Origin of the sequence: Pedobacter lusitanus, from assembly GCF_040026395.1 — a bacterium.
Lineage (GTDB): Bacteria > Bacteroidota > Bacteroidia > Sphingobacteriales > Sphingobacteriaceae > Pedobacter > Pedobacter lusitanus.
In genome coordinates this window covers 4,063,156-4,084,328 of record NZ_CP157278.1, presented here as the reverse complement: position 1 = coordinate 4,084,328, position 21,173 = coordinate 4,063,156, and the positions used below count along the sequence as shown (strand labels likewise).

At 39.1% G+C, this 21,173-nt stretch carries 19 protein-coding genes; 14 read left to right on the top strand and 5 right to left on the bottom strand.

All coding sequences use genetic code 11. The annotated features are described in order from the left end of the window. Positions 1-23: 23 nt before the first annotated feature. From PL_RS17525 to rsmA, 4 genes are all read right to left on the bottom strand, one after another. The gene (locus PL_RS17525; protein WP_041879813.1) at positions 24-1,280 is read right to left on the bottom strand and encodes a hypothetical protein; all 1,257 of its coding nucleotides are present in this window, start codon (positions 1,278-1,280) and stop codon (positions 24-26) included. Continuing rightward, positions 1,258-3,726: a DUF2339 domain-containing protein gene (locus PL_RS17520; protein ID WP_041879815.1), complete on the bottom strand. Its 2,469-nt coding sequence runs from the start codon at positions 3,724-3,726 to the stop codon at positions 1,258-1,260. Before PL_RS17520 ends, PL_RS17525 begins: the two co-directional genes overlap by 23 nt. A 158-nt stretch (positions 3,727-3,884) precedes the next feature. After that, complete coding sequence (locus PL_RS17515) at positions 3,885-4,808, bottom strand: 2-hydroxyacid dehydrogenase (RefSeq protein ID WP_041879818.1); 924 nt, start codon at positions 4,806-4,808, stop codon at positions 3,885-3,887. A 12-nt stretch (positions 4,809-4,820) separates the two neighbouring features. After that, positions 4,821-5,603: a 16S rRNA (adenine(1518)-N(6)/adenine(1519)-N(6))-dimethyltransferase RsmA gene (gene rsmA / locus PL_RS17510; RefSeq protein WP_041879820.1), complete on the bottom strand. Its 783-nt coding sequence runs from the start codon at positions 5,601-5,603 to the stop codon at positions 4,821-4,823. Positions 5,604-5,788: 185 nt separating this feature from the next. Here rsmA and PL_RS17505 point away from each other — a divergent pair, with 185 nt between their 5' ends. The 14 genes from PL_RS17505 (at position 5,789) to PL_RS17440 (ending at position 20,606) form a co-directional block, all read left to right on the top strand. Beyond that, positions 5,789-6,913: a hypothetical protein gene (locus tag PL_RS17505; protein ID WP_041879823.1), complete on the top strand. Its 1,125-nt coding sequence runs from the start codon at positions 5,789-5,791 to the stop codon at positions 6,911-6,913. A gap of 92 nt (positions 6,914-7,005) precedes the next feature. Then, a complete protein-coding gene (pdxA, locus tag PL_RS17500; protein ID WP_041879826.1) occupies positions 7,006-8,085 on the top strand; it encodes a 4-hydroxythreonine-4-phosphate dehydrogenase PdxA in 1,080 nt (359 codons plus the stop codon). 75 nt (positions 8,086-8,160) lie between these two features. Further along, entirely contained in the window at positions 8,161-8,697 is a 537-nt protein-coding gene (locus tag PL_RS17495; RefSeq protein WP_041879828.1) for a YceD family protein, read from the top strand. A gap of 18 nt (positions 8,698-8,715) precedes the next feature. Continuing rightward, positions 8,716-8,907, top strand: coding sequence for a 50S ribosomal protein L32 (rpmF, locus tag PL_RS17490; protein WP_082035853.1), 192 nt, complete (start codon positions 8,716-8,718; stop codon positions 8,905-8,907). A gap of 100 nt (positions 8,908-9,007) precedes the next feature. Further along, on the top strand, positions 9,008-9,946 hold the full coding sequence (plsX, locus tag PL_RS17485) for a phosphate acyltransferase PlsX (RefSeq protein WP_041879831.1): 939 nt from the start codon (positions 9,008-9,010) through the stop codon (positions 9,944-9,946). A gap of 13 nt (positions 9,947-9,959) precedes the next feature. Continuing rightward, positions 9,960-10,949 (top strand): beta-ketoacyl-ACP synthase III, encoded by a 990-nt coding sequence (locus PL_RS17480; protein WP_041879834.1) that lies wholly within the window; start codon positions 9,960-9,962, stop codon positions 10,947-10,949. A 69-nt stretch (positions 10,950-11,018) separates the two neighbouring features. Continuing rightward, positions 11,019-11,498, top strand: coding sequence for an acetyl-CoA carboxylase biotin carboxyl carrier protein (gene accB / locus PL_RS17475; RefSeq protein WP_041879837.1), 480 nt, complete (start codon positions 11,019-11,021; stop codon positions 11,496-11,498). A gap of 36 nt (positions 11,499-11,534) precedes the next feature. Beyond that, a complete protein-coding gene (gene accC, locus PL_RS17470; RefSeq protein ID WP_041879839.1) occupies positions 11,535-12,875 on the top strand; it encodes an acetyl-CoA carboxylase biotin carboxylase subunit in 1,341 nt (446 codons plus the stop codon). A gap of 80 nt (positions 12,876-12,955) precedes the next feature. After that, positions 12,956-13,843, top strand: a complete 888-nt coding sequence (tatC, locus tag PL_RS17465) for a twin-arginine translocase subunit TatC (protein WP_041879841.1) — start codon at positions 12,956-12,958, stop codon at positions 13,841-13,843. Between the two features lie 8 nt (positions 13,844-13,851). Continuing rightward, entirely contained in the window at positions 13,852-14,286 is a 435-nt protein-coding gene (gene rpiB, locus PL_RS17460; RefSeq protein WP_041879844.1) for a ribose 5-phosphate isomerase B, read from the top strand. 328 nt (positions 14,287-14,614) lie between these two features. Further along, entirely contained in the window at positions 14,615-16,249 is a 1,635-nt protein-coding gene (locus PL_RS17455; RefSeq protein WP_041879847.1) for a M28 family peptidase, read from the top strand. A 109-nt stretch (positions 16,250-16,358) separates the two neighbouring features. Next, complete coding sequence (locus PL_RS17450; RefSeq protein WP_041879849.1) at positions 16,359-17,750, top strand: LutB/LldF family L-lactate oxidation iron-sulfur protein; 1,392 nt, start codon at positions 16,359-16,361, stop codon at positions 17,748-17,750. Between the two features lie 5 nt (positions 17,751-17,755). Then, entirely contained in the window at positions 17,756-19,732 is a 1,977-nt protein-coding gene (locus PL_RS17445; RefSeq protein WP_041879852.1) for an alpha-ketoacid dehydrogenase subunit alpha/beta, read from the top strand. A gap of 55 nt (positions 19,733-19,787) precedes the next feature. Beyond that, on the top strand, positions 19,788-20,606 hold the full coding sequence (locus PL_RS17440; protein WP_041879855.1) for a hypothetical protein: 819 nt from the start codon (positions 19,788-19,790) through the stop codon (positions 20,604-20,606). On the opposite strand, the gene PL_RS17435 is transcribed toward PL_RS17440, so the two are convergent. Next, positions 20,555-21,169 (bottom strand): SprT-like domain-containing protein, encoded by a 615-nt coding sequence (locus PL_RS17435; RefSeq protein WP_235324463.1) that lies wholly within the window; start codon positions 21,167-21,169, stop codon positions 20,555-20,557. The two genes, PL_RS17440 and PL_RS17435, sit on opposite strands and share 52 nt — an antisense overlap. Positions 21,170-21,173 lie beyond the last annotated feature (4 nt).

The window sequence follows — 21,173 nt, the reverse complement described above, 5'->3', positions numbered from 1 at the left end:
ACAGAGAATCCCCGCTTTTAAAATCAGCGGGGATTTTCTTTATCTTCCCTTTTACCTACTTCCTGCGTCATTCTGAAAGTCAGAAAACCTAACAAGGCAGCAACTATGGCAATAGCAACCCATATCAGCCATCCGGGAATCAGCTCTTCTTTTACTCTCTTTTTAGTTACTGTCTGTTTGTAAAGCGGATTCTGGGAAATCGCTCCATGATCCAGTTGTTTTAAATCGCGCCGCAGGCTGTCTCCAAAAAATTTAAGGTCATAATCAGGTGTAATAGCATCCTTATCACCAAACAGAAGCACATAATCCTGTCCTTTTTCCAGATAGCTGATCAGGGACTGATTTAGTTGATAGGCAATTACTCCGTCAAATACCAGAGGGGGATTATCACCGTTTAGAATTTCCAGCTCCAGATACCGGGTTTTAGACGAAAAATATAGCTCCGGCTTTGCAGAAGAGCTGATTACAGTATCAGTAATCAATGTCTTTCCCTGGCAGGTAATCGCATAAACCCTTATATTTCGTTTATAAAATTTCTGTCCGGCTATTATCGGATGCAGCTTATTAACCTGGTAATTATCATTCAGACGGATTACAATACGACTTACCTGCGCACTGTCTTTCTGCTTAATCACTGCATCCTGAAGTTTCACATAAACCGCAGGAGTAAATTGCTGCTTGTAAATACCAGCCTGCAAAATAGCCACCGGTTCTTTATTTTCATTATTGATCTTTATTTTAAAATAACGGTAAGAACTGGAAGGAAAATTCAGCTGCTGCTGATAAGTTTCGTTATTGGTGTTTCCAGAACCTGCTGCTTCTAATAAAATATTTTCTTTAACAGCATACCACTTATTTAAATCATCACTTCCCGATAAATTTACTACCCGCTTAACAGAGGTATTACGCAATTGAAGACTTAACTGATTAATAATCAGACGAGCGGTATTTTCTGCGATGAAAGTAGTCACGGTATCTTCTGCTGCATCAATTTTTAATTTCGGAAAAGCAATAAAACTCTGCAGATCTTTAAAGACCAGTTGATTCCCAAAAATATAGGGAGAGAACTGCTTCTTTTGATTCAAGATCCTGATATCGTTCAGATTCACTGCGGATTTTGCAATAAGTTCCGGTTTTAAATCAATCCGGTAAAATCCATCTGCGTCAACCTTTGGCAATGCTGCCTGGTATCTGAATGTCTGCTGTGCAAATAAACAAGACAGACTTAATACCAGTATTACAGTTAAAAAGGCTTTCTTATTTTTCTTGAGTAGGTTCATCTGCTACAATTATTTTTTTAACTTTTTGATACATAAATGAAATGATGAGCAGCAATACACCCAGGAAAAAGAAAGCTGCAATTTTACCTGCAGGCGGAATATTGCGGATATCAAATATAAACAGCTTTAACAGTGTAACAGAAAACAGTGTCAGCGATATAATCCTTAGCGTAAGGAACTTATAACGCATCCCTAACCACATCATTGCAAAAGATAATAATCCCCATAAAACCGGAAGACCTGTCTTGATATAGATAGTTTCGACATAACTTACCGGGCTCGATGCCGAATAAAATAAGGCATTGCTGACTAAGCTGATTTCCAGACTTAAAAACAAGACAACAGCGCCTGACAATGCCCAGCTTGCCATTTTCCGCAGGGTTTCTGGTAATGATATTCTGGCTATCTGAATTAACTCATAAAATAAAACAGCTATAAATACTGCTCCTACCCAGTGAGCGATAAAATGAAAGGGCGCAACTCCATGATTCACCAGTATAGCTTCCTGAACATCAAAAAATTCAGTCATAAAGAACAGATAAACTGCGATACAAGCTGTAATCAGAGCAGCAGACACTCTCCAGTCCAGGCGAATACTCTCAAATCTTTTCGACAACAGAAGGAAAAGATAAATGAATACAGCAGCATAAAGTATGACATAAAGACTGTTTAAAGAAGTATGTGGAAAGTGATTGGAGAACTGATGATTAATCTCCAGCAATCCGCTTAGAAACAACAGTATTATTGCGGTATACTTAATAAACACCGGATTCAGTATATCTCCTTTGAGCGTATTATCTGTTCTTTCTTTAGTATACAGAACATATAACAGAAAGGTACTTACAGCAGTAAACAAGGTGGTAATAAATCCTTTATTTAAAAGAATATTCACTGCTATCGCCGAGTCTCCATAAATATTTGACCAGTCCATAAAAAGACTCAGTAACATTGCCGCCCACACTAACTGGGAAGCTAACTGCATCAGGTAAATACCGGATTTTTTATAAAGCCAGTACAGCAGCACAGTTTCTGCTGCCCAGAACAAGGTAATATAATGACCGTATAATTGTATAGGCCCTGCAACTGATATAAAAGTCAGTGTAATGCCTATCAGAAGATAAAGCACATTGGTATCGACTTTTTTATTTCTAAAAAGCAAATAGGATAAAAATAAATTGATTACTGCCAGACTTACGGTAAAAAGGCCCCGGAACTGCTCCAGATGCAATAAAGTAAGCAGGTATAATCCGGCACCAAAATACAAAGCAGTATTAGCCAGTAAGATGGTAAAATCAGATCCGATAAATGTTTTGTTTTCCCTGACATTATAAGCCACATTGATTCCAAAGAAAAGCAGGTACAAAATACTCGCATATAAAAACCCGATCCCGGAACTGGCAGCCGGCATGGTAAATAAACTTGCCGAGAACATCAGTACGGTCAAAACAAATGTTGAAATATTAAGTATACGCCATGATTTACGATAAGCAATGAATAGTAAGCCTGCATTTAAAATTACCAGGTACGTAAACAGACCATGATAATTGGCATGCCCGGTGCTCACCATTAAGGGACTGGTTAAACCACCTACCAAAGCTATTATAGCTACTTCCTGCCGGTCATAGAGCAGTGAAAGTGCTACGGCAAAACAGGTAATTCCAATAAGAATAAAAAAAGATGTTGTCTGATTAAACAGGTGAAACTGATGAAATGCCAGGGTAATGGTGAAATATAAGACGGCAATTCCTCCACCTACTAAAACAGAACTGAATGCTTTGTATGAATTACGCAACCGATGGGCAATACCTACCAGAATACCCCCGCAAAGTACACCAATTCCAACGCGTCCCACAGGGCCTATCCAGTTACTATCTATTGCAAATTTCACAAAATAACCAATAGCGAGTACCAAAATGGCAATACCAATCTTATTGATCAGATTCTCACCGATAAATTTTTCCAGGTCAGGATGTTTCTCAAAAAAAGACAACTCAGGTTCTGCGGGCTCCTGTTGAACCTGCTCTGCTCCTTTTTCTTCGGCAAGCAATTCAGTGTAAATCTTATCCTGAACAGGAAAAACTGTTTCAGGTTTTACAGTATTTTCAGGAGCAGTAGTCTCAGGAGACTCTTCTTTTACCGGACGGGGAATAAAATCAGGTACGGGATCCGGATTAAGATCGACCCTGGTTTTATAAGGAGGCGGAACAAAGGCCGGTGCAGGTGTTTGAGGAGCCTCAGTTTTCCAGGAGGCTGGTGGCATCCCGGGAACTTGCTGTTCATCTGCAGATGTACCAGGGGGTATATAACCAGGTCTGCTTTGTTTCAATAGTTCCTGAAATTCAAAAATCCGGTACTCAAGTCTTCCGATTCTTTCATTTATACTGCTTTTGGCAGTTGCAATCAAAATGATGATTACACCCAGTAATAAGATGTAGAGAAATTCCATTAGATATAGGTTTACCTATAAAGATAATTTTAATTTCCATGTACACTCATAAACAAAACTTATTCGAAGCACAAATTAACTGGATGTAATTCAAAACAGCTGATAACAAAAATGCCGCTCATAAATATGAGCGGCATTTTTGTTATTTATTTTAGCAGTTAAAGCTGTTCCAGTTTATCTGCAAGCACTTCTGAAATTTTCCTGTACGAATCAAAAGTCCAGCCTCCGACATGCGGTGTCAGGATTACTTTAGGTGATTCTTTCAGTTCAGGATACCAGGATTGTTCAGCCAGATTCGGGAACTTTTCTGCCTCCAGCACATCCAGTCCTGCTCCCAGTATTTTTCCTGAATTAATAGCAGCCAGTATAGCTTTGGTATTTACAATTTCTCCGCGCGCCGTATTGATAAAGAAAATATTCTTTTTGAAATGATACAGATATTCTTCATCCACCATTTGTCTGGTTTCTGAAGTAAGCGGAATATGCAAACTCAATACATCACTATGTTTAACAATCTCTTCCATGCTGCACTCTTGCGCATAAGCATCAGAGAAACCCGTTTTATATTTATCGTAGGCAATTACCTTCACGTCAAAACCCGAAAGTTTTTTAGCCATGCTGCTGCCCATAAAACCATAGCCAATGATTCCTACTGTTTTTCCTTTAAGCTCCCATCCACGGTTTCCCTCACGATCCCATATACCATTTCTGATCTCAATATCAGCCTTACGATGGTTGTTAATCAGTGAAAGAAGCATGCCCATAGCATGTTCTCCTACAGCATCCCTGTTTCCTTCCGGAGCATTGAGCAAGCGGATATGACGTTCTTTAGCGTATGCTTCATCAATATTATCCAGACCGGCACCTGCTCTGGCAACAAACTTAAGTCCTGGTGCGGCTTCCATCAACTCCCTGTCAATCTTAAATTTTGTCCGCACTGCAATACCATCATATTCAGCTATAACTGCCAGCGTTTCTGCCCTGGTAATTTCAGGACGGTCATCAACCTGATAACCTAATTGTTCTGCCCTGTTTTTAAATACAGGATGTAAGTCATCAACAATTAAAATTTTACCGCTCATTTGTCTTTATAATTATAACGCCAGCTTAGTTACCAGCTGCGTAAGGGTAATAAAATCTTCTACACTCAATTGCTCCGCTCTCTTTTCAAAATAGATATTATCATCCATTTTAACTTTAGGCAATACACCCGACAGGGCATTTCTTAATGTCTTTCTGCGCTGATTAAATCCTGCTTTAACTACAGCCCAGAACAGCTTTTCATCACAAGGCAAAGTTCCCCTGTCATTTCTGCTCAGACGGATCACACCCGAATTCACTTTAGGTGGCGGATTAAAAGTTCCTGGTTTTACAGTAAACAAATAATCAATATTATAATAAGCCTGGATCAGTACACTAAGAATTCCATACTCCTTGGTTCCGCTTTTAGATGCACAACGCTCGGCAACTTCTTTTTGAAACATCCCAACCATTTCCACCACATTCTCTCTGTGTTCCAATATCTTAAATAAAATCTGCGAAGAAATATTATAGGGGAAATTACCAATAACAGCAAATTTACCAGGAAACACTTTTCTAAGATCAAGCGCAAGGAAATCACCATTAATCAGCCTTTCACCCATTTGCGGATACTTATCCTTTAAGAAATTATAAGATTCCACATCAATGTCTATCATAAAAGTTTCCAGGTTTTCTCTTTCCAGCAGAATATCTGAAAGAATTCCCATCCCTGGTCCTACTTCGAGCACCTGACGATATTGATCGGTATGGATAAGACCGTCTACAATTTTTGCCGCTATTTTTTTATCGGTCAAAAAATGTTGTCCTAAATGTTTTTTCGCCCTTACCAAACTCATATGATTACTGTTATATTTTGTTAACCTGAAGAAGCCTGAGCTTCTAAAAGGTGCAAAATAACTAAAGTTTTATGAGTAAAGATCAACTTTTAGAAATCCAGTCAGATTAATTGGTTATAAAACGCCCGTTTTTACCTTAATGAGTTCAATAAAGTTGATTATCTTTAAATATCTAAAACAGCATCATGAAAAATATCTGTAAAATTTTATCGTTGCTTTTATTACTCTCTTCCTGTAAATCCACACAGAAATTATTTGATAAAGGTGAATACAGTAAAGCCTATTATGCAGCTGTTAATGATTTAAAAAAAGACCCTTCTAATGCAATTGCTTTAGGAATTCTACCGGTTTCCTACAGAGAAGCAGCTTCAAAATATGAACAGGATATAACCCTTGCAAAAAACAGCAAGGGTAAAAAGGGAGAAATTCTTGACCAGATATATCATGGCTATGAATCCTTACAGAAAATGTATGAGGCAGTAATAAATGCCAAAATTCAAACCAGTTCTTTCAGCCCGAAAGATTATAGTCCAGAATTAAATGCGGTTGCAACTGCTGCTGCTGCTGCCAATTATAACAGAGGGATAATTTTATTACAGCATCAGAATGATAAAACAAGTGCAAGAAAAGCATACGAGAGTTTCAAAACAGCAGACACTTATGTCCCCGGTTATAAAGACGTCATAGAGAAAAAACAACAGGCATACGATGCTGCCATTACCAATGTAGTGGTTAACAGACTCGATCAGCGCTTTGGATACTATACTATCAATGGTAATTTCCTGGAAAGCGATATTATCTGGAATCTCAATTCCATCGGGGACAGAAATTTTTACAAATTTTACAGCATAAATTCCGGGCAGCAAGCCGGTATGAAAGTAGATCAGTATATGGATATCAACATGTATGATATATGGTTCAGTAATCTGGCTACCAATACTTATTCTTATACCACCTCCAAAAATATCCCCGTAAAAAGTGATAAAATGGCTGGCAGCACAAGTAGTAAAACTATTTCGGCAACCGTTTATGTAACCAGACGTATTATTAATTCAAGGGCAGTAATGGATTACCGGATAACAGATGCTGCCTCACAAAAAATAATAGCTTCAGACCGTATTCCGGCCCAATACACCTGGGAAAGTCTTACTGGCAGATATACAGGTGATCCTGCAGCATTAAACGCAAGAGACCTCGCTGTTATAAATGGTGTGGCAGGTAACAGACCAGATTATAATGAGCTTTACAGAGAGCTGACCAGGCAAATCATGACGCAATTTAATTTCGCAATGCGCGACATCTATCGTTAAATCAGCCTTTCTGATCTCCATCCCCTTCAAAAACACCTTTTTTGCTAAGAAACGGTTGAAATTCTGTATTTTGCGCAAATTTTCATTTGAGCATGAGCAATAAAATCAAAATAGGTATCAGTATAGGTGATGTAAATGGCATTGGTTTAGAGGTCATTCTGAAAACCCTGGCTAATAATAGCATCCTTGATTACTGTACTCCTATCGTTTATGGACATACAAAAGTAGCATCTTATCATAGAAAGGCATTGGGTCTTGGAGATTTCAGTTTTAACGTCATCAATGATGCCGAAGCTGCTAATCCTAAAAAAGCAAATATGATCAACTGCTGGGAAGAGGATGTAAAAATTGAACTGGGTGTATCCAATGAAACTGGTGGAAAATACGCACTGTTATCTCTGGAAAGAGCAACAGAAGATCTGATCAGTGGAAATATCGATGCTTTAGTTACCGCTCCGATTAATAAACATAATATACAATCCGAGAATTTTAAATTCCCGGGTCATACAGAATATCTGCAGGAACGTACCGGAAGTTCCGATGTGCTGATGTTTTTATTAAGTGAAGATATCCGTGTTGGTGTGGTTACCGGTCATATTCCAGTTTCAAAGATTGCAGAAAGCATTACCAAAGAAAGTATCGTTAAAAAACTACTCCTGATCAATAAAAGTCTGAAAAAAGACTTCTGGATTGAGAAACCAAAAATCGCTGTACTGGGCTTAAATCCACATGCCGGTGATAATGGTCTGTTAGGTAGTGAGGAACAGGATATTATTATGCCAGCCATCCAGGAAGCATTTGATTCCGGGGTAATTTGTTTTGGTCCTTACCCGGCCGATGGATTTTTCGGTAAAGGTGCGTATAAACAATTTGATGCTGTCCTGGCGATGTATCATGACCAGGGTCTGATTCCATTCAAAACTATAGCTTTTGGAACGGGCGTAAATTATACTGCAGGAATGAAGTACGTACGTACCTCACCTGACCATGGTACCGGATTCGATATAGCTGGAAAAGACCTTGCAGATCCTTCATCTTTTATAGAGGCAGTTTTTGCAGCAACACATATTGTAAAACACAGACGTGAGCAGGATGATCTGTTAAGCAACCAGTTAAGAAGCGGTGGAAAAATTATCGAAACTGCAGCGGATGTGAAGGATGATGCAAACTAACGACAATAATATTTCTAAAACATTTCAGAAATATCAAATTAATTCATACATTTGCGGGCTAAAATTTTGTTACAATTGAAACCTTTAAAACAATTTTCAATCCCTTTTACCGGCTTAAAAATTGGCAAGCATCAATTTGATTTTGAGATTGATAACAGCTTTTTTGACGCATTCGAGTATTCTTTAGTAAAAAAAGGAGACCTGAAAGTAACTGTAGAATTGGATAAACAGGAGACAATGCTAATCTTAAAGATTCGTATTGCCGGAACAATAAAACTTGATTGTGATAAATGTTTAGCAGAATTTGATGCCCCTCTGGATATTTCAGAAAGGCAGATTGTAAAGTTCGCTGAAGACGACCTGGAGAGTGATGATTTAGAGATCATCATCCTGAATAAAAAAGAAAGTAGCATCGATATTGCTGAGATTCTTTATGAATTTATCACGGTATCGGTTCCTTACATAAAGATTTGTGAGCAGAATGGCATCAGTGGTGCCACATGCGACAAAGAGATGATTGACAGACTGGAAAGTCTGGCTAACCCATCTCAGCAAGAAGAGAATACAACAAGTGCTGACCCGCGTTGGGAAGCATTAAAAAAATTAAAATAATAATTAAATAAATCAGCAATGGCACATCCAAAACGCAAGATCTCTAAAAGTAGAAGAGATAAAAGAAGAACACACTATAAAGCGGTAGCTCCTTCTTTGGCTACTTGTCAAACTACTGGTGCAATCCACGTTCCTCACCACGCATACAACGTTGACGGTAATTTGTACTACAACGGTAAACTGGTTATTGAAAACACCACTATAGGTTAATTTTTTCGGAGAAATTGTTTGTGTTTTCAGCCTCATTAAGTTTAACTTAGGCGCTTGAAAAAAAGGCAATAATGCTTTACTCACAAACTGATTTTTTACTATGAAAATAGGTCTCGATATAATGGGCGGAGACTATGCTCCCAAAGCTAACGTTTTGGGAGCTATAGCAGCTCATGAGTTATTATCTCCAAACGAGCATTTAGTGCTAATTGGGGATACGCAGCAAATTAAACCTTTGCTCGCTGAAAACGGGTTTAATCCCGATCACTTTGAATATGTTCATACCGAAGAGGTAATTGGTATGGGCGAACATCCCACAAGAGCAATTGCTCAAAAACCAAATTCAAGTATTTCTCTTGGTTTCTCAATGTTAAAAAATGGGGAAATCGACGCATTTGTTGGCGCAGGTAATTCTGGTGCAATGATGGTTGGGGCTGTTTTTAGTGTAAAAACTGTTCCTGGCATTATCAGACCTTGTCTGTGTACAATTGTACCCAAGCTTGACGGAGGAAGAGGTTTAATGCTTGACGTTGGTGCAAATGCCGACTGTAAGCCTGATACTTTACTCCAGTTCGGAGTTTTAGGTAGTTTATATGCTGAGAATGTCATGCAGATAAATAATCCTAAAGTCGGTCTGATCAATATTGGCGAAGAAGATGAGAAAGGAAATATGCTGAGTCTGGCGACGTTCCCTTTAATGAAAGAATGTAATCTCTTTAACTTTATTGGAAATATTGAGGGAAGAGATTTATTCAATGAAAAAGCAGATGTAATTGTATGTGACGGGTTTACCGGAAACATTATGCTTAAATTGGCTGAATCGTTTTACATAATGACCATTAAAAAAGGGCTTAAAGATGAGTTCTTTGACAGGTTCAATTATGAGAATTACGGTGGAAGTCCGGTTCTTGGAGTAAATGCACCTGTGATCATAGGTCATGGAATCTCCTCGCCTACCGCTGTTAAAAACATGATCTTTCAGGCGAGAGACATGATCAATACAGGTCTGGTTGGAAAAATACAAGATGCATTTAAATAAAATCTGACAACAAATGAGTAAAATTCACGCTGCAATTACTGCGGTTCAAGGTTATGTTCCTGATTATGTCCTTTCTAATAAAGAATTAGAAACGATAGTTGACACAACAGATGAATGGATCACCTCACGAACGGGTATAAAAGAGCGAAGAATATTAAAAGGTGAAGGATTAGGTACTTCTGATATGGCGGTTCATGCTGTTAATGGCCTGTTGAAAAAAAGAGGTATTACTGCAGAAGAAGTCGATCTGATTATCTTTTGTACAACTACTCCTGATATGCCTTTCCCGGCCACTGCAAACATATTAGCTGATAAAATCGGTGCAAAAAATGCATGGGGTTTTGATTTACAGGCTGCTTGTTCTGGATTTATCTATGGGATTTCTACTGCTTCGCAATTTATTGAATCTGGAAAACATCAGAAAGTACTGGTAGTTGGTGGCGATAAAATGTCGTCTATCATAGATTATACAGACAGAACAACCTGCATCATTTTTGGTGACGGATGTGGTGCTGTATTACTGGAACCTAATGAAGAAGGTAACGGAATCATTGACTCTGTACTAAAGTCGGATGGTGCCGGAAGACAATTCCTGCATCAGAAAGCAGGTGGATCTGTAAAACCAGCTTCATATGAAACCATTGACCATCGGGAACACTTTGTTTACCAGGAAGGAAAAGCTGTTTTTAAATTTGCAGTTACCAATATGGCAGATGTTGCTGCCGAAATCATGGAACGGAATCAGCTTAGTGCTGAAGATGTAACGTGGTTGGTTCCACATCAGGCCAATAAAAGAATTATTGACGCTACGGCATCGAGAATGGGTGTAGGATCTGAAAAAGTAATGATCAATATCGAGCGTTACGGTAATACTACCAATGGAACTATCCCCCTGTGTTTGTGGGAATGGGAAGATAAACTTAAAAAAGGCGATAATATTATTCTTGCTGCTTTTGGAGGTGGATTTACCTGGGGATCAGTATACATAAAGTGGGCTTACTAACTTTATACAAATAAAATATTAACTTAGAGTCTTTAAAAGACCAATATCTTTTCAACAAAACACCAAAAAATGGATATCAAACAAATTCAGGAACTCATTAAATTTGTTTCTCGTTCGGGCGTCAATGAAGTTGCAATAGAACAAAAGGACTTCAAAATAACTATTAAAACTAATCAGACCCCAACAGTTATTACTACAACAGTTCCTGCTCAGGCAGTAGCCCCTCAGGTGTTGCCATCTGCTCCGGCAGTACAACCTGTTGCTGTAACAGCAAATAATGCTTCTGCTGCAGAAGCTGATGATTCTAAATATATTACCATCAAATCTCCAATGATCGGAACTTTTTACCGTTCATCAAGCCCTGACAAACCTTCTTTTGTCAATGTTGGTGATGAAATTGCTCCTGGTAAAGTTATCTGTATCATTGAGGCAATGAAGTTATTCAACGAAATTGAAAGTGAAGTTTCTGGAAGAATAGTTAAAGTACTGGTTGATAACTCATCACCAGTAGAATACGACCAACCATTATTTTTAGTAGAACCTATGTAATATTTGCTTCTGGCAAATTATCATCTTATCAATTATATGTTTAAAAAAATACTAATTGCCAACAGGGGCGAAATTGCGTTGCGTATTATTCGTACCTGTAAGGAAATGGGCATTAAAACTGTTGCGGTTTATTCAACTGCTGACAGGGAAAGTCTCCATGTTCGTTTCGCGGATGAAGCTGTTTGTATAGGCCCTCCTCCGAGTAAAGATTCATATTTAAGTATCCCGAATATTATATCCGCTGCAGAATTAACCAATGCTGATGCAATTCATCCTGGCTACGGATTTTTATCTGAGAATGCTAAATTCTCTTCTGTTTGCAGAGACTATGGAATTAAGTTCATTGGTGCTACACCTGAGCAAATCAATTCCATGGGTGATAAAGCTTCAGCTAAAGAGACAATGAAAAAAGCTGGCGTTCCTACTATTCCAGGTTCTGAAGGATTGCTGGAAAGCGTAAAAGAAGGTATTGTTTTAGCTAATCAGATTGGTTATCCTGTAATTCTTAAAGCAACTGCCGGTGGTGGTGGCCGTGGAATGCGTGTGGTATGGAAAGATGAAGATTTTGAGAACGCATGGGATAGTGCAAGACAGGAATCCGGTGCAGCTTTTGGAAATGACGGTTTATACTTAGAAAAATATATCGAAGATCCACGCCACATTGAAATCCAGATTATTGGTGATCAGTATGGTAAAGCCTGTCACTTATCTGAACGTGACTGTTCTATTCAGCGTCGTCACCAGAAATTAGTAGAAGAAGCTCCATCTCCTTTCATGACTCCGGAATTGAGAGAACGTATGGGTGAAGCTGCTATTAAAGGTGCCACTGCCGTACAATACGAAGGAGCCGGAACTATAGAATTCCTGGTTGATAAACACCGTAACTTCTATTTCATGGAAATGAATACCCGTATCCAGGTAGAGCACCCGGTTACTGAAGAGGTAATCAACTATGACTTAATTAAAGAACAGATTAAAGTTGCTTCCGGTGTTCCTATTTCCGGTAAAAACTATCTTCCAAATATGCATGCTATTGAATGCAGAATCAATGCGGAAGATCCCTTCAACAATTTCAGACCTTGTCCTGGAAAAATCACTAATTTCCATTCTCCGGGTGGACACGGTGTAAGGGTTGATACACATGTTTATGCAGGTTATCAGATCCCTTCCAACTATGATTCAATGATCGCTAAACTAATCTGTGTTGCACAAACACGTGAAGAAGCCATCAGCACCATGGAGCGTGCCTTAAGCGAGTTTGTAATTGAAGGTGTAAAAACAACAATTCCTTTCCACCTGAAATTAATGAAAGACCCTAACTTCAGAGCCGGGAATTTCACTACTAAATTCATGGAAACTTTTGTTTTTTCAGAATAGAGACATCTAATTATTATATTTAAAACGTAAATACCATTCTAATAAAATAGAATGGTATTTTTGTTTTACAAATAACATACATGAGTGATAATAAAGCGCAGGACCTTATAGAGGCCGTTAAGAATAAAGGAAAGAATCTGGAATCCGAAATGTCTTTCTTTGACCATATTGATGTATTAAGAAAACACTTGCTCAGGGCATTACTTGCCATTGTAATTTTTACCGGTTTAGCATTCTGGTTTTACGATTTCCTCTTTAACACAATCATTATGGGCCCTAAGAGCCCCGATTTCTGGACTTACCGGATGATGTGTAAACTGGTTAATATTTTTCCATCGCTCGGATCAGACTTCTGTATTACTGAAATAAAAGGTAAGATTATCAATACAGAAATGGCTGGTCAGTTTACTTTACAGATCAATTCCTGTATTATGACCGGGATTGTTTTTGGTATTCCTTATATCCTTTTTGAACTCTGGTTATTTATCAAACCTGCCCTTCATGAGAAAGAAAAGAAGGCAGCAAGCGGATTTGTATTCTTTTCTTCTGTATTATTTCTGATAGGTGTATGTTTCGGCTACTTTATCATCTGTCCGTTATCAATTAATTTCCTGACCAATTTCTCGGTAAGTCCGATGATTGAAAATACGTTTACTATAGACTCGTATTTATCATCAGTCGCGACTTTAACTATAGGAACGGGGATAATATTTGAATTACCTGTTGTGATTTATATCCTCTCTGTATTTGGTATTATGACCCCTGCGTTTATGCGTGCCAGCCGGAGATATGCTATCGTGATCATCCTGATTATCGCAGCTGTGGTTACCCCTACTCCGGATATGATGACGATGCTTGTAGTGGCATTCCCGCTCTTCATTTTATATGAACTGAGTATATTCATCTCTGCTAAAATTGAGCGCAGAAAAAACAAGGAACTTTACGGTACTACTAAAGGCAATAATTAAATAAAACCATGTCTACACAAATAAAAATCGCTATCGGAGCTGACCATGCCGGCTTTGCCTATAAAGAATTATTAAGAGATTTTCTGACCGACTATGAAGTACAGGATTTCGGAACCTATTCGGCAGCTTCAGTCGATTATCCGGATTTTGCACATCCGGTGGCCTCAGCTGTGGAGAACGGAGATTTCAATTTTGGTATCCTGATTTGCGGAAGTGCCAACGGGATTGCTATTTCAGCAAATAAGCATCAGGGAATCAGAGCTGCAATCTGCTGGGAAAATGAACTGGCATCTTTGGCCAGAATGCATAACAACGCAAATATCATTTGTATCCCTGCTCGATTTGTGACCGAAAACCTGGCTAAAGAAATGGTAATTACATTTCTTAACACTGCATTTGAAGGAGGAAGACACGCAGGACGCGTAGATAAAATATCCTGTTAATCATCAAATATTTAATGTTATTCTGAGCCTAACTATTAGAACAGAAGTAATAATAAAACCGGCCCGAACTTTTATGAAGCTCGGGCCGGTTTTATTTCAGCCCCATCTCTGCTGTAACATAATAGTGATACGGAGATTGTTTACAAAAGGATATAGTTAATTTCTTATCTTGATACCTTTTAAAATCCAGGGAAGTCATTTTATAAATTAGCCATGAGCAATCTGATGATATTGCAGCTAAAAAGAAAAGATTTGAATGCTGTATCTTAAAAATAATCCCTGATCAGTTAAACATAAACAGATTATAAAAACAGTATAAAACTAAATAATGAACAAACATTTTTTAAGTACAAGCATCGCCTTATTGCTTTGCTTAGGCGCATGTGCACAAGGACAGAACACTGTTAAGAATAAAACAGCAGTAAAATTCAGTGCAAGCATCGATAAGACTAATGCTTACAAACATCTTTCTGTACTTGCATCTGATGAATACGAAGGCAGAGAAACCGGTAAAAAAGGTGCCTGGATGGCAGCTGATTACATCAAAAACTATTTTAAAAGTATCGGTCTGAAGGGCCCCGTACAGGGCGATTATTTTCAGCCGATAGACATGGTAACCTATAAGCTGACCCAATCAGTTTTTACCATTGATGGTAACGCCAGAGAGAATGACAAAGACTTCGTTATCCCTGCAGCTAATGTATCCCTGCAAGGTTTTACGTTTAATGCAAAAGAAGTTGTTTTTGCAGGTTACGGTCTGGATACCGAAGGGTACAATGATTATGCGGGTATTGATGTAGCGGGTAAAGTAGTCATGATATTCGCATCCGGAAACCCGTCGATGAAAGAAGAAGCAGCTCCTGCTGACCGTGCAGCAAGAAGAAAAGCCATGTCGGCCAAAAGAGAAAAATTACAGTACCTGGCTAATCATAAAGCACTGGCCGTAATTCAGATAGACCCTGCAGTAGATACACTGAATGAAGAAATGAAAGTGATGTTAGCAGGCTCTGGACAGCTGTCTTTGAAATCCGAAGAAAACACAGCCAGGATGGCAAAGGTTAAAACTTTCCCTACTATTAACATTTCTACTTCCACAGCAAATGATATACTGAAAGCCGCAGGGACTACAGTAGAAGCATTACAGCAACAGATCAGTTCAACCGGCAAACCAGCTACACAGATGATCAATATTGCAGTATCCGGAAGTGCTCAGAAAGAAGAAGTAAAAGTAAGAGCAGAAAATGTCCTGGGTTTTCTGGAAGGATCTGATCCGGTTTTAAAAAAGGAAATTTTAGTGATTACCGGGCATTATGACCATATCGGCTTAACAGTTTCCGGCACTGATAAAGTAAACAATGGTGCAGATGATGATGGTTCAGGAACTACTGGCGTATTATTGATCGCCGATGCTTTTGCCAAAGCTAAACAAGCAGGGAAAGGACCAAAAAGAAGTATTTTGTTTATGACTGTTGTAGGAGAAGAAAAAGGACTATTAGGTTCTGAATGGTATTCTGAGCATCCTGTTCTGCCGTTGGAAAATACAATTACCAACCTGAATATTGACATGATCGGCCGTGTGGATAAAGAGCACGAAAACAAGCAGGATTATGTTTATATTATTGGATCAGACATGCTGAGTTCTGATTTAAACGCTGCAGGAATTAATGCAAATGAACAGTACCTGAACATGAACCTGGATATGAAATACAATAACAGGACAGATCCGAATCAATTCTACTACCGTTCTGATCATTATAACTTTGCTAAACACGGTATTCCGGTTATATTCTATTTCAATGGTGTACATGAAGATTATCATCAGCCAGGCGATGAGGTTAGCAAGATCAATTTCGATCTGCTGGCCAGAAGAGCACAACTGGTTTATTATACAGCATGGGATCTTGCTAACCGTAAAACCCGGCCCATTGTTGATAAAAACGAAGATGGTACTCCAAAAAAATAATTTCAAAAACCTGCATAACCTGCAGGTTTTTTCGTTTAGCAGTAAGAGTCTGTTTTAAAATTATCATCCAAATTTAAACAGACTCTAAGTCTAATTATTATATTTGAACATGACGAAGATTGCTGATGAGTTTTTGGTAAAGGCAGATGAGAAGGCATTTGATGTAGATCATCGTAACACGATCAACCATAACATAGGAAAATATAATGCTGCGGTTGAAAAGGGTTTAACGAAATTTGAGAATTTAGAAAACTCAAAAAAGAAGGCGCATGTAATCAAATGGAGAGTGATGGAAAATCTGGACAAATTCTTACCGGAATTTGAGGCCAATTTCCAGCGCCGTGGTGGAAAAGTAATCTGGGCAAATGATGCAGAAGAAGCACAAAAAGAAATATTAAATATCATTAATAAAAGTGGTGGTAAATCGGTTATTAAATCGAAATCCATGACTACCGAAGAAATTCATCTGAATGACTTTCTGGAAAAAAATGGAATTACCTCTCTGGAAAGTGATCTGGGTGAATTTATAGTTCAGTTACTCGGACAGGCTCCCTATCACATCGTAACTCCGGCGATGCATCTGAGCAAAGAGGAGATTGCCAAACTCTTTCATGAAAAATTTGGTACACCAATAGATTATACACCCGAGCAGCTTACACAAAAAGCCCGGGAATTATTAAGAGAAAAATATCTTACTGCTGATATTGGTATTACCGGTGGAAATTTTCTGATTGCAGATTCAGGCAGTATAGCATTAACTGAAAACGAAGGAAATGCCAGACTAAGCACAACCTTTCCTAAAATACATATTGCCATTGTTGGAATTGAGAAAATCATTCCTTCCATGGCAGACCTTGACCTCTTCTGGCCATTGTTATCCAGCCATGGAACAGGTCAGAACTTAACCGTATACAATACTATTCTTAGCGGGCCCAGACAGCCAAATGAAACGGATGGGCCGGAAGAAATGTATGTTATTTTGCTGGATAACGGCAGAACGAACCTGCTGGCACAAAAAGAACAGCGTCAGGGACTCTATTGTATCCGTTGCGGAGCCTGTCTGAACGCCTGCCCTGTTTATAAAAACATCGGCGGTCATACTTACAATACAACTTACAGCGGGCCTATAGGTTCAATTATCACTCCTCATTTAGAGGGGATGAAAGACTTCAAACATCTGAGCTATGCTTCAAGTCTTTGTGGTAAATGTTCAGAAGTATGCCCTGTAAAGATTGATATTCACAAAATGCTGTTGCTTAACAGAAGAGATGCAGCACAGCAGCATCAGAATACTAAGATGGAAGATATTGGATGGAAGGTATGGAATTCAGGGATGTCCAAAAGATCTAAAATGGATATGTTTGGAGGAAAAATAAAGAATTTCTTTATGAAGCTTTTCTTCAAAAAAATGTGGGGAAAGTATCGTGCTATGCCTGAAATTGCGTCTAAATCCTTCGCCAAACAATGGGAAGAAGAATCTAAAACCAAACCACAAACCTGATAAATATGCACTTCGACCGGAAAGAAAAAGACGATGAAACTTTATTGTCGCTTTATAAGCGTCTCCTTTATCCCAGAATGGTCGAAGAAAAAATGCTGATCCTGCTCAGACAGGGTCGCATAGGGAAATGGTTTTCGGGTATCGGTCAGGAAGCAATTGCTGTAGGTTCCACTTTAGCGATGAAAGCTGAAGAATATATCCTGCCTATGCACAGAAACCTTGGGGTTTTTACCAGCAGAGATATTCCACTGCGTAACTTAATGGCTCAGTGGCAGGGAAAAATGACCGGCTTTACCAAAGGCAGAGACCGATCTTTTCACTTTGGTACACAGGCCCATAAAATTATAGGGATGATCTCTCATCTGGGTCCTCAGCTGGCTCTGGCTGATGGAATCGCCCTGGCAGATCTTATTGCCGGAAAAGAACTGGCTACACTTGTTTTCACAGGTGAAGGCGCGACATCAGAAGGTGATTTTCATGAGGCAGTCAACGTAGCGTCTGTCTGGAATTTACCCGTTATTTTCCTGATCGAAAACAACGGCTATGGGTTATCCACTCCTGTTAATGAACAATTCAACTGTGAACATCTGGTTGACAAGGCCATTGGTTATGGAATTGAAGGCATTCAGATTGATGGGAACAATGTGCTGGAAGTTTTTGATGCCATTACTGAAATTACAGCAAGTATCCGTGCAAATCCAAGACCCGTTTTACTGGAATGTTTGACCTTCAGGATGAGAGGACACGAAGAAGCCTCAGGAACAAAATACGTCCCTCCGCATTTGTTTGAAGAATGGTCTGCCAAAGACCCGGTCAAAACATTTGAACACTATCTGTTTGAACAGCATATACTGACAGATGACCTTTTAGAGGAAATCAAAGCAGAATTTAAGACAGAGCTGGATAAAGAAACCGAGCAGGCATTCAATGATGCTGATCCGGAGCCTTCAGCAGCTACGGAGTTGACCGATATGTACTACCCCTATATACAACAGGTTACCGGTCCCGTTGATCAGGGCACAGAAATCCGCTATATTGATGCAATCAGTGACGGATTGAGAATCGGGATGCAGCAACATTCAAATCTGGTAATCATGGGTCAGGACGTAGCAGAATATGGAGGAGCCTTTAAAATTACAGCTGGTTTTGTAGAGGAGTTTGGGAAAGCCAGAGTACGCAATACGCCAATTTGTGAATCAGCAATTGTAGGTACTGGACAGGGTTTATCCATCAATGGCTATAAAGCTGTGGTAGAAATGCAGTTTGCAGATTTTGTAACCTGCGGATTTAATCAGATTATTAATAACCTGGCTAAAACCCATTACCGCTGGGGAGAAAAAGCAGATGTTGTAGTCCGGATGCCCACAGGCGCAGGCACCGGAGCAGGCCCTTTTCACTCTCAGAGCAATGAAGCCTGGTTTACCAAGACACCCGGACTGAAAATAGTATACCCTGCTTTCCCCTATGATGCAAAAGGTCTGCTGCTGGCAGCTATTGAAGACCCTAATCCGGTTATTTATTTCGAACACAAATATCTGTACAGAAGCTTGAGCGGGCCGGTTCCTTCAGGTTATTACACCATTGAAATCGGAAAAGCCAACTGGTTAAAAAAAGGTAATCAGCTCACTATTATCACTTATGGTTTAGGCGTTCACTGGTCTTTATCCTACCTGGAAGATCATCCTGATTTATCAGTCAGCCTGATAGACCTATGCAGCTTGCAACCCTGGGATAAGGAAACCGTAGCAGCAGCTGTAAAATCTACCGGAAGGGTAATTATTCTTCACGAGGACACCTTAAGCAGTGGTTTCGGAGCTGAGATTGCTGCATGGATAGGTGAACATTGTTTTACAGATCTTGATGCCCCTGTAATGCGCTGTGCAAGTCTGGATACCGCTATTCCAATGAGTAAAATACTGGAGGACCAGTTTCTGGCCAAAAACCGTCTGCATGAAACCATCCTGAAATTAATGGCCTGGTAACTCCTTGGCACGATAATGGCCTGTTGATAACGATGCCATTATTTACCAGAGTACTATGAGAGCCATTTATTTACTATGTTTAGGAATTTTACTGTTTACACTTCCGGGTTGTAAATATTTCAAATCAACCCACCCACAAGCCGGTTTACCGGAAGAAGGCACTACTGGTATGACAGATAAGTCTATACTGAATTTTGCCGCAGCTATTGACAGAAATCTCAATGATTATAAAAGACAGTACAGCCTGATCTATCAGTCCGGTGATCTATCTGTGTACGCAGAAAAATACAGTGCACATAATGATGGGATGTTATATAAAACCTACACAGCTAACGGAACAATAAGTAATACTGTAAAAAGCTATTATTTTAAAAATGACAGTCTGATTCTGGTTAAAGAGCGCATAAAACTGATGAATGAAGAAGGTGGGATTTATAAGGATGTCCGTACCTACATACGCAATAATGTCACATTTAAAATAGACAGCCGCACAGCAAGTTCAGCGGAAGCCCTGCGTACACTTCCCTATCTGCCGGTACAGGCTGCTGACAATAAATATCCTGAGGATAATTATGTCTCTGATATCAAAGGTATAAACGATGCGATCAACGGAACAGATAAGTTTGATATGGCATTTGATAATATCTCAACTTATCCCGATGCCCTCTATATTATGCTTAAAAGCAAAAAACAGCCCAGTTACAGAGCCAGTATACTCGTAAAAAATAAAGATGCTTATATCGACAGCCTGTTGAATTTCCCTTCCCTGTTTAAAGAAGGAAAGTTAAAATTCAAATGGAAAATAGAGGACAATCTTTCTATTTATGTTCCTGTAGCCGATAGTACCACTTCTGCAAGCGGGCTGAACAAATAGATATTTCCGTTATCCAGACATTCACATCTGAAACGTTTTCTGAGTTGCTCACCCTTCTTAAATCTCCTGCCGTCTTTAATAGTGAATATAGCGTGCTCAGGCAATTCTTCAAGACGGGAATGATCAATGGCTCCGTCATATTTTTTAAGTGCTCTGGAGAGTTTTAAATCCGTACAGCTTGAAGCAGAAGGATTACTTAAATAAGTGTTGATAGCCAGCTGCAGGTCTTCAGGAAAAACCTGCTGATCCAGAAAAGGCGTCATCATCCGTTTAAAATTATGCTTCCACTCACCACCATGAGGCTTAACCTTATTCTTATGGTCATTCCAGGTCAATAAATGCGCAAACTCATGCACGGTTGTAACAAGAAAAGCATAACGGTTCAGATTATTATTAACAGATATCTTATGCCCGGATTGTTTAAAGGGATGTCTGTAATCACCTAATTTAGTTGCCCTGCTCCTGGATATCTTAAATTCACATTGAAAATAGTCAATCCATTTAGCAATCACCGGGGCTGCCGCAGGGGGCATATACTGTGCTAAAACATCAACTTTTTCCACAGTA